Genomic DNA, 14,102 nt, shown 5'->3' with positions numbered 1-14,102 from the left:
GTGGACACCGAACGCACGGAAGAAGCCGAGGAGTTCGCCCTGCCCCGGTCGAGGCAGGCGAACGAGCGGCTGCACGCCCTGATCCCCGGGGGCGCGCACACCTACGCCAAGGGCGACGACCAGTACCCCGAGGACCTGGCCCCGGTCATCAGCCACGGCCGCGGCGCCCACGTGTGGGACATGGACGGCAACCGCTACATCGAGTACGGCTCCGGCCTGCGGTCGGTCAGCCTCGGCCACGCCCATCCCCGCGTGGTCGAGGCGGTGCGGCGGGAGCTCGACCGCGGCAGCAACTTCGTCCGGCCGTCCATCGTGGAGGTCGAGGCCGCGGAACGCTTCCTGGCCACGGTGCCGACCGCCGAGATGGTGAAGTTCGCGAAGAACGGCTCCGACGCCACCACCGCCGCGGTGCGCCTCGCCCGCGCCGCCACCGGGCGCACGCGGGTGGCCCTCTGCGCCGACCACCCGTTCTTCTCCACCGACGACTGGTTCATCGGCACCACGCCGATGTCCGCCGGCATTCCGGCGGCGACCACCGACCTCACCGTGTCCTTCCCCTACGGGGACCTGGCCGCCACGGAGGAGCTGCTCACCCGCTACCAGGACGAGGTCGCCTGTCTGATCCTCGAACCCGCCACCCACACCGAGCCGCCGCCCGGATACCTGAAGGGCCTGCGCGAACTGGCCGACCGGCACGGCTGCGTACTGATCTTCGACGAGATGATCACCGGCTTCCGCTGGTCCGAGGCGGGCGCCCAGGGCCTGTACGGCGTCGTCCCCGACCTCTCCACTTTCGGCAAGGCGCTGGGCAACGGGTTCGCCGTCTCCGCGCTGGCCGGGCGCCGCGAGCTGATGGAGCGAGGCGGGCTGCGTCACTCCGGCGACCGGGTCTTCCTGCTGTCCACCACGCACGGTGCGGAAACACACTCCCTGGCAGCCGCGATGGCCGTGCAGACCACCTACGTCGAGGAGGGCATCACCGCGCGGCTGCACGCCCTCGGCGAGCGGCTGGCCGCCGGTGTCCGCGACGCCGCGGCCGGCATGGGCGTCGGCGACCACATCGTCGTCCGGGGCCGGGCCAGCAACCTGGTCTTCGCCACCCTCGACGAGAGCGGGCAGCCGTCGCAGCAGTACCGCACCCTGTTCCTGCGCCGGCTCCTCGCGGGCGGGGTGCTGGCCCCGTCGTTCGTGGTGAGCAGCGCGCTCAGCGAAGCCGACATCGATCACACCGTCGACGTGGTGGCCCAGGCGTGTGCGGTGTACCGGAAGGCACTGGACGCCGGGGACCCGACCCCCTGGCTGGCCGGACGGCCGGTGAAGCCAGTGTTCCGCCGCTTGGCGTGACATGACGTGACGTGACGTGACGTGACGTCAGCGACGGTCGCGCTGACCGGCGTCGGCCATCCGATCGGCCAGCTGGTCAGCCGTCCGGTCGACCAGCCACGCGGTCACCGGTACGACCGCCAGCGCGGTGCACCAGCCGCCGAGGGCGTCGGTCGGGTAGTGCGCGCCCAGGGCGACCTGCGCCCAGCCCATGGCGGCGCCGGCAACCAGCGCCGCGACGAACACGAGTGACGTGCCGGCCGTCCTGCCGAGGCCGAGCCGGCCAGTCGCGAGCAGTGCCACCGCGAGGGCGAGCGCGGTGAGGAAGGCGGTGTGTCCGCTCGGGTAGGACAGGTTGCCGTCGCCGTGGATGGTGCGTCCCACCAGGGACTTGAGCAGCGTTGCCGTCACCACGGCCATGCCGACGCCGGCAACGATGAGCACCGCCGCGCGAGGACGCCGAAGCAGCAGGCAGCCCGTCACGGTGGCCATAACGAGCATCGCCGCTCCCACGGGCTCCCCCAGGAAGTCCGTGGCCAGAGCGACGTAGCGCCACGGCGGCCGCACACTGTCCGCCGTCGGCTCGACGATCCACCTGTCCACCCTGCCGGGCTCACTGTGGCCGGCGTACAAAACCCCGAGCACGACGACCACCAGCGTGGCGAGGGCGGCGATCAGTCCGAGCCACGGGCGCAGCGAAGGGGGCAGCACCGCGGGCGCCGCCGACCGGCCGCATCCATGAATCAACGGCCTGCTTTCGGTGACCTTCTCGTCTGCCATGATGCGAGGCTCCTCCCCCTCCCGTCGGGGCCGACGCCACGTCATCCGCCCCTACCGCGATGCCGCGCCCCGCAGCCATCAGCCTGTGCGGCCCCGAACTCGCCAGCGTTTCCATTGCCCTGGTCAAGGGCATCGGAGTCAGTCTCTGCTTGCCACCCTAGCCCGCCTCCGTGCTTGAACCGCACGACATCACCGGTCGCCGGTCGCCCCCCTCCGAATATCCGAACCTGCGGAAACATCGCGTTCACGTCAACTGGAATCAGCGGTAACAACCGCTTTCTAGCGTGATCGGCCGTGGGATCAGAGTCGTATACAGGACCGCCGGAACGACTCCTGACGGCCCGCCGGCTCCCCCGTCCTGTCGATGACGCCACGCGGGGCTCCCCACTGCATCACAGGACCCGCACCCGCACCCAGCCCCCCACCGGGAGACGTGGTATGAGTACCACCGAGTCACGACAGACGACGCAAGGAACGCCCAAGACCGCCGCCGACCAGGCGGTCAAGGAGACGCTGGAGGACTACACCCTCCGCTTCGCGCCCCGCAGTTACCGCCGCTGGACCCCGATGGTCGTCGCCACCACGGCACTTGGCGGCATCGCCTACATGGCCGACTTCTCCATCGGCGCCGGCATCGGCCTGGCCCACGGCACCGGCAACGCGCTCGTGGCCATCGCCGTCGCCGCGGTCGTCATCTTCGTGACCGGATTCCCGCTGGCGTACTACGGCGCCCGCTACAACATCGACCTCGACCTGATCACCCGCGGCTCCGGCTTCGGCTACTACGGCTCTGTCCTCACCGGCGTCATCTTCGCCAGTTTCACCTTCATCTTCTTCGCCCTCGAAGGCTCGATCATGGCCCAGGGCCTCAAGCTCGGCCTCGGACTGCCGCTGTGGCTGGGCTACTTGGTCTCCACGCTCATGGTCATCCCCCTGGTGATCTACGGCATGACGGCGCTCAGCAAGCTCCAGGTCTGGACGACCCCGATCTGGCTGCTGCTGATGGTCGGCCCGCTGGTCTATCTGATCGCCACCGACCCCGGTACCGTCGACCGCTTCCTCGCCTACGCGGGCACCGACGGCGACGGCGGCGTCAACACCGCCTCCGTGCTCCTCGGCGCGGGCGTGTGCCTGTCGCTCATCGCGCAGATCGGCGAGCAGATCGACTACTTGCGCTTCATGCCGCCCAAGACCGAGGCGAACAAGCGCGCTTGGTGGACCGCCGTGGTCATGGCCGGACCCGGCTGGGTGGTGCTCGGTGCGCTGAAGCAGGCCATCGGCGTCTTCCTCGCCGTGTACATCCTGGCCGAGGTGGGACCCTCGGTCGCGCCGGAGCCGATCCAGCAGTTCAAGGGCGCCTTCGACGCGATGATGCCGTCCTGGCTGGTGATCCCGCTGGCCGTGGCCCTCGTCGTGATCAGCCAGATCAAGATCAACGTGACGAACGCCTACTCCGGCTCGCTGGCCTGGACCAACTCCTTCACCCGGATCACCAAGCACTACCCCGGCCGCATGGTCTTCGTCCTGGTCAACCTCGGCTTCGCGCTGGCCCTGATGGAAGCCGACATGTTCAGCTTCCTCAACGACATCCTGGGCTTCTACTCGAACTGCGCGATCGCCTGGGTCGTCACCGTGGCCACCGACATCGGCATCAACAAGTACCTGCTCAAACTCTCCCCGCACGCTCCCGAGTTCCGCCGCGGCATGCTCTACGCCGTCAACCCGGTGGGGGTCGTGGCCTTCGTCGCCGCCTCCGGCCTCTCCATCGCCATGTACTTCCACGCGCTCGGCGACACCCTCCAGCCCTACTCCCCCGTCGCCGCGGCCGTCATCGCCTTCGTCCTCACCCCGCTGATGGCGATCGTCACCAAGGGCAGGTACTACCTGCGCCGCACCGACGACGGCATCGACGAGCCGATGCTGGACGCCGACGGCAACCCCAGCGCCGTCACCTACGACTGCCACGTCTGCCACCAGCCCTACGAGCGCCCCGACGTGACCGCCTGCGCGACCCACGACGCGGTGGTCTGCTCACTGTGCCTGAGCACGGACAAGGTCGGCGACCACGTCCTGCCGGCCACCGCGTAGGTCAGCCCCGAGGACGGGCTCCGCCGTCAGCCACGGAGGCCCCCGCCACGGTGGAGGCTCCCCTCCCCCACGACACGGATGCCCGTCTCCTCCCCCTGGCTGACGGGGAGCGGGCCCGCGACGCGGATGCCGACCGGGGTGTCGTGGCCCTCGACGGTCACGGTGACCATGGCGTCGTGGCCGTAGTAGCAGATGTCGGTCACCGTGCCCCTGACGGTGCCCTCGGAGTCCGTGTCGGTCAGGCGGAGTTGTTCCGGGCGGAGCAGGACCGTGCCTGCGCTCGGTCCGCCTGGCGGGGTGGCGAGGGGCACGGGGCCCAGGGCGGTCCGGGCCGTGCCGTAGCTGTCGACGGTGGCGGGGAGCAGTACGGCGTCGCCTACGAACTCGGCGATCCAGGGGTCGGCGGGGCGGCGGTAGAGGTCCTGCGGGCTCGCGCACTGTGCGACTTGGCCGTCCCGTACGACGGCGACCAGGTCAGCGGTGGACAGGGCCTCCTGCTGGTCGTGCGTGACGAGGACAGCCGTGGCGCCGGTCGCACACAGCGCGGCCCGTACGTCCGACCGCACTCCCGTCCGCAGTGCGCTGTCGAGGGCGTTGAACGGCTCGTCCAGGAGCACGAGTTGAGGCTTCGGGGCGAGTGCGCGGGCGAGGGCGACGCGCTGTTGCTGGCCGCCGGACAGTTCGTGGGGCATGCGGTCGCCGTACCCGGCGAGGCCGACCAGTTCCAGCATCTCCTCGGTGCGCCGTCGCCGTTCGGCCCGGTCGGTGCCGGTCAGCCCGAAGGCGACATTGCGGGCGACGGTGAGGTGAGGGAAGAGGGCGCCTTCCTGGGGCACGATGCCGATGCGGCGGCGCTCCGGCGGCAGGTGGACACCGGGCCCGCTCAGGAGCCGGTCGCCGAGGCGGACGGTGCCCGCGTCGGCGCGCAGGAATCCGGCGACGATCCGCAGCAGCGTGGTCTTGCCGCAGCCGGAGGGGCCGAGGACGGCGGTCAGCGCGCCCGCCGGGACGGTGAGCCCCAGCTCCCGCAGGACCGGCTCGCCGGCTCCGTAGGACTTGGTGAGCCCTTCGATGTGCAGTTCGTTCGTGTCGTTCATGTCCGGTGCCTGCCCAGGAGGTAGGAGGGGACTGCGGCCAGCAGGATCAGTGCGGCGGCGTAGGGAGCGGCGGCCGCGAAGGATCCGGCGCCGGTCTCGGTCCACAGCCGGGTGGCAAGGGTGTCCATGCCGGTGGGGCGCAGCAGGAGGGTCGCGGGGAGTTCCTTCATGCAGACCACGAAGGTGAGCGCGGCCCCGGCGGCCACGCCGGGTGCGGCCAGTGGCACGGTGACCTCGCGCAGCACCTGCCACGGTCGGCGGCCGAGCGAACGGGCCACGTCCTCCAGGACGGGCGGTGCCTGGAGCACGGCCGCGCGGGTGGCGGCCACCGCGACCGGCAGGAAGAGGACCGCGTACGCGCCGACCAGCAGCGGGAGTTGCTGGTACAGCGGGTAGGCGTAGCGCACGGCGAAGAAGACCAGCGCGAGGGCGACCGTGATGCCGGGCAGCGCGTGGCCGGCGTACGCCGCCTGCTCCAGCAGTCGCGCACCGCGGCCCCGGTGCCGGGCGGCGATCACCCCGACCGGCAGTGCCAGGGCGGTGGTGAGGGCCGCGCCCGCCGCCGCGACCCCGAAGGTGGCCCAGGCGGTCTCCGCGAGCCCGCCCAGGTCCCAGGTGGCCGAGGTGCCGACGGCCAGCCAGTAGCCGAGGGTGCCCAGCGGGAAGGCCACGGCGACGGCAGACACCGCCGCGCACCACAGCAGGGCGAGCGGACGCCACCGGCCGAGGACGGTCGGAACTGCCGGGCGGGCGGTGCCCGTTCCGGTCCTGGCGTGGCCGGCCCGGCCACGGGTGCGGGCTTCGGCGGCGACGAGCGCGATCGTCATGACCACCAGGACGACGCTGAGCGCGGCGGCCGGGGTGCGGTCGAAGGAGGCCCGGTAGGAGGTGTGGATGGCCCGGGTGAAGGTGTCGTAGCGCATCAGCGAGACCGCACCGAAGTCGGAGAGCACGTACAGCGCGACGAGCAGTGCCCCGCCCGCGGCCGCCGGTCGCAGCTGGGGAAGCGTGACGCGGACGAAGGTCCGCAGCGGGCCGTGGCCGAGGGAGCGCGCCGCCTCCTCCTGTGCCGGGTCGATGCCCCGCAGCGCGGCGGCGACCGGCAGGTGCACGTACGGGAAGCTGACCAGAGTCAGGGCGAGGGCGGCCCCGCCGAACCCGGCGAGGTCCGGCTCGGCCGACAGCCAGGCGAACGCGGCCACATAACTCGGCACCGCCAGCGGCAGCGTGGCCAGCACCGACCAGGCGCGGGCTCCGGGCAGTGCGGTGCGCACGGTCAGCCAGGCCAGTGAGACACCCAGCACCAGACACGCCCCCACGACCACCGCCGTCAATCCGAGGCTGTGGCCCAGGAGTTGGAGGGTACGTTCGTCGGCGACGACGTCCCAGGCGAAGGCCGGGCCGCGTTCCAGGGCGCGGACGGCGAGGTAGCCGAGGGGCAGCAGGGCGAACAGGGCGGCGACGCAGGCGGGGACGAGCAGGATGAGCGGGGGTCTGCTGCCGGGGCCGGCGCCGGACCCGCGGGTCATGCGGACGCGCCGGCGCCCGGCCGGAGCGGGTGCTCCGGCCGGGTGGGCCGCGGATGGAGTTGTGGTCACGTCGGGCTCACGGTTTCCGTCGGGCTCGAGGCCACTCAGACCAGCCCGACATCTTGGAGCATGGCCAGCGTCTCCTGGAGGGACTCCAGCTTGCCGAGGTCGATGTCGGGCGACTCGAGCGAGTCGAACGGCGGCAGGCCCTCGACCTTGCTGGTGACGCCTGCGGCCAGCGGATACTCCTTCGTCGTGTCCGCGAAGTAGGTCTGCGCCTCCTTCGACAGCAGGTAGTCCACGGCCTTCTGGGCGGTCGCGCTCTGCCCGCTCTCCGCGAGGATGCCGACGCCCGCGACGTTGATGAGTGCGCCTGGGTCCTTGCCGGGCAGGAACTTGAGCTTGGCGTTGACCTTGTCCTCGCCCTTCTCGGCGACCCGCTCGTACCAGTAGTAGTGGTTGACGAGGCCGAGCTCGACCTCGCCGGCCTCGACGCCGTCGAGGGTGGCGAGGTTGTGGGCGTAGGTCTTGCCGTTGGCCTTCAGGTCCTTGAGCCACTCACGGGTGGCGTCGTCGCCCTCCAGGACGCGCATGCCGGTGACGAATGCCTGGAAGGACGCGTTGGTGGGCGCGAAGCCGACCTTGCCCTTCCACTCGGGCTTCACCACGTCGTGGACGCTGTCGGGAACCTTGCCCTCGGCGACCTTGTCGGGGTTGTAGGCGATGACGCGGACCCGCCCCGACAGGCCCACCCAGTCGCCCTCGCTGCCGCGGTACGCCTCGTCCACCGCGTCGAGGCTGGACTGCGGCAGCTTCTGGAGCATGCCCTCCCTGGACAGGGCGCCGAGCGCACCCGCGTCCTGCGAGAAGAACAGCCCGGCCTTGGTGCGCTCGCCCTCCTCCAGGATCTGGGCGGCCAGTTCGGCGCTGTCGCCGTAGCGCACCTCGACCTCGGCGCCGACGGCCTTCTCCAGCTTGTCCAGGATCGGCTTGACCAGCTTCTCGTTACGGCCGGAGTAGATGACGAGGGCGGAGTCGCCGCCCTCGGTCGAGCCGCCCTTGTCGTTGTCGGCGCCGCAGGCGGCGAGGACGGGGAGGAGCACGCCGGCCGCGAGGAGCGCGGTGATCCGGCGAGCCGAGGGGCGTCGCATGTGGTGTGCCTTCCTGCCTGGCTCGCCGATACGGCGCGGGTCGCGTCGTCGGTCAGCGAGCGGCGAAGCGATGCTTTCCAGCCAACTGTGAACATGCTATGAATAAGGTAAAGCTTGCCTAACCGTCAAGGGACCTGTGCTATTTGCGGACGCTGCCGCAGAAAGGTCGCGCGCCCGTGCCAGACCTGTCCAGACCTCTCTCGGCCCCGTTCACAGCGCCGATACCGCGCTTCGCCCCCATCGCGTTCCCGCAACCGCCGTTGCGGCGGCACGGGGTGCCGTTCGCCCATCGCCTCGCGTCGTACGGCGACCGCACCGCGTTGATCACGCCATCGGGCGAGGTCAGCTACCGCTCACTGGCCGAACGGGTCGCCGCCACCGCCGAACGCCTGGGCCCCGCACGCCGGCTGGTCCTGCTGGCCGGGGCCAATCGCGTCGATGCCCTGGTCGTCCACCTCGCGGCCCTCGCCTGCGGCCACCCCGTCCTGCTCGTCCCCGGCGACAGTGCCGACGCCATCGATGCCCTGACCGCCGCATACGACCCGGACGTGGTCGCGCGGCCGGACGGCCACGGCACCTGGGCGCTCGACGAACGGCGGCGCGCAAGCGCCCACACCCTCCACCCGGACCTCGCGCTGCTGCTGAGCACCTCCGGCTCGACCGGCTCCCCCAAACTGGTCCGCCTCTCGCACGACAATCTCCAGGCCAACGCCGAGTCCATCGCCACCTACCTGGGCATCTCGGACACCGACCGGGCCGCCACCACCCTGCCCATGCACTACTGCTACGGCCTGTCCGTCATCCACAGCCACCTGCTGCGCGGCGCCGGACTGATCCTCACCGAACGGTCGGTGTCCGACGCCGCCTTCTGGGCGGAGTTCCGCGCCGCCCGCGGCACCTCGCTCGCCGGGGTGCCGTACACCTTCGACCTGCTCGACCGGGTCGGCTTCGAGCACATGCGGCTGCCCCACCTGCGCTACGTCACCCAGGCCGGAGGCCGCCTGGCACCCGAACGGGTCGAGCGGTACGCCGAGTTGGGCCGCCGCTCCGGCTGGGAGCTGTTCGTGATGTACGGGCAGACCGAGGCGACGGCCCGGATGGCGTATCTGCCACCGGAGCTCGCGGCCGAGCGCCCGCAGGCGGTAGGAGTGCCGATCCCCGGCGGCTCCTTCCGACTCCAACCGGTGCAGGGCAGCGACGAGCCGGACACGGGCGAGCTGGTCTACTCGGGCCCCAACGTCATGCTCGGGTACGCCGAGAGCCCGTCGGATCTCTCCCTCGGCCGCACCGTGGAGGAGCTGCACACCGGCGACATCGCCCGGCGCGCCGCCGACGGGCTGTACGAGATCGTGGGGCGCCGCAGCCGCTTCACCAAAATCCTCGGTCTGCGGATCGACCCCCAGCGCGTCGAGGCGATCCTGGAGGAGCACGGCATACGTGCCTTCTGTACGGGTGATGACGGCGCGTTGGCGGTGCTGGCGGTCGGCGCGGAGGCTTCCGAGGCGGCGAGGATCCGACGTCTGGTGGCGGACGGCTGCGGTCTGCCGCCGCACGCGATACGCGTGCGGATGGTGTCCGAGCTGCCGCGGCTCGCCTCGGGCAAGCCCGACCTCCGGGAAGTACGACGGCTGGCGCGCGAGCCGGAGACCCCGCCACCCGGCCCCGGCGGCAACGACCTCTGTGCCCTCTACGCCGAGATCCTCGACCGGACCGACGTCACCGAGGACAGCAGCTTCGTGAGCCTGGGCGGCGACTCACTGTCGTACGTCGAGATGTCGCTGCGGCTGGAGCAGGCACTCGGCGTGCTGCCCGCCGAGTGGCACACCACACCGATCCGGGAGCTGCGCGGCGACGGCTCAGCGCGGAGCATCACCGGGACAACGCACGCGCGGCGGGGGCTGCGGCGCACCCTGGAGACCGGAATCGCCCTGCGGGCGGTCGGCATCGTCCTCATCGTGAGCTCACACATCCCTGTCTTCCTCGTCCAGGGCGGCGCCCACGTGCTACTGGGCGTCGCCGGGTTCAACTTCGCCCGCTTCCAACTCTCCGCCGGCGAACGCCGGGAGCGCCTGCGACGGATGGGGCGGAGCATCGCGCGCATCGCAGTGCCGAGCATGGTGTGGCTCGCCTTCGCTCTGCTGCTGACCCGCGAATACGACCTGGCCAACGTCGTGCTCGCCAACAGCCTCTTCGAGCAGGACAACTCCGACCCGGAATGGCGGTACTGGTTCGTCGAGGCGCTTGTGTACTTCCTGACAGGGCTGGCCGTCCTGCTCGCCGTCCCGCTGCTGCACCGCGCGGAGCGACGCAGCCCGTTCGGCTTCGCCCTGGCACTGGTCGCCGTGGGCCTGGTGGGGCGGTACGACCCCTGGGGGCTCGCTCACTCCCGCTATCACCTGAGCCCCACCGTGGTCTTCTTCCTGTTCGCGGTGGGCTGGGCGGCAGCGCGGGCGCGCACGGCGGTGCAGCGCCTGCTGTTGACCGCCGTGGTGCTGGTCGCCGTGCAGGGTCTGTTCCCCGGAGGGCAGCCACTGCGGACATCGATCGTCGTGGGCGGCCTCGTGCTGCTGCTGTGGTTCCCGGCCCTGCCCAGCATCGACCCGGTCAACCGGCTGGCGGGCATCCTCGCGGGCAGCTCGCTGTACATCTACCTGACGCACTTCCACGTCTACCCCTACCTACGGGACCACTCCACGCTGCTGGCTCTGCTGGTCTCCCTGGTGTTGGGCGTGGCGTACGGCGCAGTGGCCACGCGCCTGACAAGCCGGCTCTTCGCCCGACGCGGTGGGGCAGTGGTCGCCTGATCTCCCAATCGGTCCGGCAACAGCGACTCAGATCGTTCGGCACAGGCGGGCGGCGTCCAGCATCGCGGCGTGGACATTCCTGCTTGCCACCGCATCTCCGATCCGGAACAGCTGGAACGAACTTGAAGCCGTCCATGCCGAGTTCGACCTCCAGGCCCGCCGGGGTCCTGGCGACTCCGCCAGGGAGTGGAGGAAGGCCTTCTTCACTTGAACACGACACCTATCCCCAACCCCGTCGGATCGCAACTCAGCGAAGAACTTCTTGCATTCAGACCTCCGCACCTCCTTACAGGGCGGGCCCCCAAACGTGGCATGACATATGCGCGCAGCCGGTACCCGTGCCCCTCGGGCACGGCCTTCTTCAACCGCCGATCGCTGGCTGCGTTGATAGGCCTGTGCGACTGAAGCGCCTGGTCAGTTAATCGGTTGCAGGCCACCGAGACGGGGTGTCTGATCCCGGCTATGACGATTGTGCTGAGGACGCCGACGGCCGACGGAGTGCGAGAGGCCATTGCGGCGCTGCGGGAGTGGCAGCACGACGAAACACCGATGCAGCTGCATCCCGGGGACATCGGCTGGAACTACCGGTTCGGAACGGCCGAGACGGCCGCGGCGGTACGGACCTGGAGCCGGAACGGACGGATCCTCGCCGTCGGGATGCTGGATACGCCGACGCTCGTGCGGATGACGGTCGCTTCCGACGCTTTCCATGACGAGGACTTGGCGCGGCGACTCGTCGAGGACTTCTCGCTGCCCGAGCGCGGCGTGCTGCCGGAAGGAGCGGTGTCCATCGAGGCGCCGCAGGGCCTGCTGCTCCACGACCTGTTGACCAAGGAGGGCTGGGGCGTCGACGAGTCGTGGACACCGCTCTTCCGCGACCTCGCCGAAGCGGTGGAGGACCCCGGCGTGCGGATCAAGGAGATCGGCCTGGAGCAGGCACAGGACTTCGCCGACGTCCTGCGGTCCGCGTTCAACACCACGAAGCCCACGCGCGAGTACCGGCACAAGATGTCCGCGGCACCGTTCTACGCCGACGCCCGCTGCCTGGGTGCTTACGACGACCACGGCAACCCCGCGGCGGTGGTGACGGTTTGGTCGGCAGGCCCGGGGAAACCAGGACTGGTCGAGCCGATGGGCGTCCACACGGACCACCGCGGCCGCGGCTATGGCCGGGCGATCACCGTCGCCGGGGCGGCCGCACTGCGCGAGATGGGCTCGTCAAGCGTGCGCGTGTGCACGCCTAGCTCCAACGTCGGCGGCGTCGCCACGTACAAGGCGGCCGGGTTCGCGGCGAGGCCGGAGATCGCCGACCGGATCCGGAAGGTCTGACATCGGGTCCACGGACCTTCTCACCATGCCGCAGCACCTCGTACGGCGGCCATCCGCGCCAGAGCCTCGTGCGGCAGCCGCACGAGGCTCTGCTCTCGGCTAGGCCTCAGGGACGAGAGCCAGCTCTTCGAGTGCGGCTGGGCCTGGCACTGCGATCATTACGCACCCCCGGGGCCCCTCCCAGTACGCTCTCGCGCCGTAGAGAGGGCGGCCCGTCGGCGGCGACGCCAACTTCACGGCCCGGCTTGGCCAACTATCACTGAACAAAGCGGCCAACTGCGATTGGGGGGGACGCTTGTGACCTTCCGCGTTGTGACACCGTTCGCGACAGGTGGCTGATGTTCACGCTGGTTGACGAAGGCCCATGAGGGACGGCGGCGTCCCGCCGTCGCGCGAACCTGCCACCACTCTCCGCCCCGACCTTGTTCCACCTATCGAATTTCGATAGATTCCCATCGTCATTCGATGGAAGGATGGGCAGTGGGAAAGCTGACCGTGCGTGCGCTGCGCGCCGTGCTCGTGGTGGTGCTCGCCGGCACCGTGTTCGTACAGGCAGGGATGGTGTGGGCGTTGGTCGGTGGGAGCGACCCGGAGGACGGGTCGCTCCCACTGACCCCGCTGCGCGTGATCACGATCCTGGGCATGGTGTCGGTCCAGGTCGCCCTGGTCTGTGTATGGCGGCTGGTGACGATGGTGCGACGCGGAACCGTGTTCTCCCACGCCGCATTCCGGTACGTGGACGGCGTGATCGGCGCGATCGTGGCGGCTGCCCTCGTGTGGTTCGCGGTCACGGCCATCAATGCGCCGGGCCAGCGGGACGACCCGGGCGTCACCGTCATCATGGGCGGGGTCGGCATGGCCATCCTGGGAGTCGCGCTCATCGTGCTCGTGCTGCGGATGCTGCTCGCCCAGGCTGTCGCGCGCGACGTCGAAGCGACGCAGATGCAGGCCGAGTTGGACGAGGTCATCTGATGCCGATCGCCGTCGACATCGACGTGATGTTGGCCAAACGGAAGATGTCCGTGGGCGAGCTCGCGGACCGCGTAGGCATCACGCCCGCCAACCTGGCGGTACTCAAGAACGGCCGCGCCAAGGCGGTGCGCTTCGCGACGCTCGCCGCGCTCTGCGAGGTGCTCCAGTGCCAGCCGGGCGACCTGTTGCGCTGGGAGGCCGAGGACGCAACGGGCGAATGACGTACTCTTCCCATCCAAGATCATGGATCTCTCGACGCCCCGGGATCCAAGTTGAAGACCATGCCTGCCGACGCGTCATCGCCGATCCCGCCTGCCTTTTGACCGACTGCTGGGTCAGACCAGCAACATCGGTCCCGCCAGCGCCATGTCGACCGGTGCGCGGCATGGAGCCGGCGCAGTTCACGGTCAGTGCGTAACCGGCTCAGTCGACGGGTAGTCGGCGGCCTTGGGAGAGGGGCCGTACCGATTGGCACCTGGAGCGCTGTCCACCGTCATGCCCACGAGGTAGACGATCGGGCCGACAACCGGGATCAGGGCGATGAGCATCCTCCAGCCGGACTTGCCGGTGTCGTGCAACCGGCGGACGGAGACGGACAGCATGGGCACGATGAACGGCACCAGGAGGACGCTCAGTCGCGGGACCTCGATGGCCCAGCTGATCCCGACAAGCACGATGGCGGCGATCACGTACACCACCGAGAACCACCAGTACTCCGCGCGTCGAGCGCGACCGGAGAACGTGGCGTACTTGGAGGTGAGGCACGTGCGTGCCGCGTCGGCGAAGGACATGGTGGTCATGGCGATCCCTTTCATGGAAGCGCTGTGAGGGCACGGTGGATCGGCGGCGAGGGCGCGGCCGTGCCGACGGTGCCGGCGCCACGTCTGCGACCTGGCCGTAAGGCCAGGGCAAGATTCGGATAGGTCTATCCATTTTTCGGGCCGAACTGCGCCTTCCGATCCACCGCACCCACCGTACCACAAAATGGATAGGGCAATCCGGTTCCTCGGGCTGTGATGCGGTTCCTGG

At 70.3% G+C, this 14,102-nt stretch carries 11 protein-coding genes; 6 read left to right on the top strand and 5 right to left on the bottom strand.

The window, feature by feature from the left end; genetic code table 11:
- Window positions 1-1,344, top strand: coding sequence for a glutamate-1-semialdehyde 2,1-aminomutase (locus EHO50_RS32935; RefSeq protein ID WP_128434897.1), 1,344 nt, complete (start codon window positions 1-3; stop codon window positions 1,342-1,344).
- A gap of 27 nt (window positions 1,345-1,371) precedes the next feature.
- Here the strand turns inward: EHO50_RS32935 and EHO50_RS32930 are convergent, their stop codons facing one another.
- Window positions 1,372-2,103 (bottom strand): phosphatase PAP2 family protein, encoded by a 732-nt coding sequence (locus EHO50_RS32930; RefSeq protein WP_128434896.1) that lies wholly within the window; start codon window positions 2,101-2,103, stop codon window positions 1,372-1,374.
- A gap of 438 nt (window positions 2,104-2,541) precedes the next feature.
- On the opposite strand from EHO50_RS32930, the gene EHO50_RS32925 reads away from it, so the two are divergent.
- A complete protein-coding gene (locus tag EHO50_RS32925; protein ID WP_128434895.1) occupies window positions 2,542-4,191 on the top strand; it encodes a purine-cytosine permease family protein in 1,650 nt (549 codons plus the stop codon).
- A 26-nt stretch (window positions 4,192-4,217) separates the two neighbouring features.
- On the opposite strand, the gene EHO50_RS32920 is transcribed toward EHO50_RS32925, so the two are convergent.
- The 3 genes from EHO50_RS32920 to EHO50_RS32910 all read right to left on the bottom strand — a co-directional run bounded on the left by EHO50_RS32920 (window position 4,218) and on the right by EHO50_RS32910 (window position 7,968).
- Window positions 4,218-5,288 (bottom strand): ABC transporter ATP-binding protein, encoded by a 1,071-nt coding sequence (locus tag EHO50_RS32920; RefSeq protein ID WP_128434894.1) that lies wholly within the window; start codon window positions 5,286-5,288, stop codon window positions 4,218-4,220.
- Window positions 5,285-6,817: an ABC transporter permease gene (locus EHO50_RS32915; RefSeq protein WP_128434893.1), complete on the bottom strand. Its 1,533-nt coding sequence runs from the start codon at window positions 6,815-6,817 to the stop codon at window positions 5,285-5,287. Before EHO50_RS32915 ends, EHO50_RS32920 begins: the two co-directional genes overlap by 4 nt.
- Before the next feature lie 104 nt (window positions 6,818-6,921).
- Window positions 6,922-7,968, bottom strand: coding sequence for an iron ABC transporter substrate-binding protein (locus tag EHO50_RS32910; protein WP_128434892.1), 1,047 nt, complete (start codon window positions 7,966-7,968; stop codon window positions 6,922-6,924).
- 176 nt (window positions 7,969-8,144) lie between these two features.
- On the opposite strand from EHO50_RS32910, the gene EHO50_RS32905 reads away from it, so the two are divergent.
- From EHO50_RS32905 to EHO50_RS32885, 4 genes are all read left to right on the top strand, one after another.
- Window positions 8,145-10,772: an AMP-binding protein gene (locus EHO50_RS32905; protein WP_246101636.1), complete on the top strand. Its 2,628-nt coding sequence runs from the start codon at window positions 8,145-8,147 to the stop codon at window positions 10,770-10,772.
- Between the two features lie 462 nt (window positions 10,773-11,234).
- Window positions 11,235-12,101: a GNAT family N-acetyltransferase gene (locus EHO50_RS32895; protein WP_128434890.1), complete on the top strand. Its 867-nt coding sequence runs from the start codon at window positions 11,235-11,237 to the stop codon at window positions 12,099-12,101.
- A gap of 480 nt (window positions 12,102-12,581) precedes the next feature.
- Complete coding sequence (locus EHO50_RS32890) at window positions 12,582-13,073, top strand: DUF2975 domain-containing protein (RefSeq protein WP_128434889.1); 492 nt, start codon at window positions 12,582-12,584, stop codon at window positions 13,071-13,073.
- Window positions 13,073-13,294: a helix-turn-helix domain-containing protein gene (locus tag EHO50_RS32885; RefSeq protein ID WP_128434888.1), complete on the top strand. Its 222-nt coding sequence runs from the start codon at window positions 13,073-13,075 to the stop codon at window positions 13,292-13,294. The genes EHO50_RS32890 and EHO50_RS32885 overlap by 1 nt, the downstream gene beginning before the upstream one ends.
- Before the next feature lie 186 nt (window positions 13,295-13,480).
- Here EHO50_RS32885 and EHO50_RS32880 read toward each other — a convergent pair whose 3' ends face one another.
- Window positions 13,481-13,873: a DUF805 domain-containing protein gene (locus EHO50_RS32880; RefSeq protein ID WP_246101634.1), complete on the bottom strand. Its 393-nt coding sequence runs from the start codon at window positions 13,871-13,873 to the stop codon at window positions 13,481-13,483.
- Between the last annotated feature and the right edge of the window lie 229 nt (window positions 13,874-14,102).

Origin of the sequence: Streptomyces cyaneus (assembly GCF_004028635.1) — a bacterium.
In the GTDB taxonomy this organism is placed as follows: Bacteria; Actinomycetota; Actinomycetes; order Streptomycetales; family Streptomycetaceae; genus Streptomyces; species Streptomyces cyaneus.
This window is presented reverse-complemented; position numbering and strand designations above follow the sequence as displayed.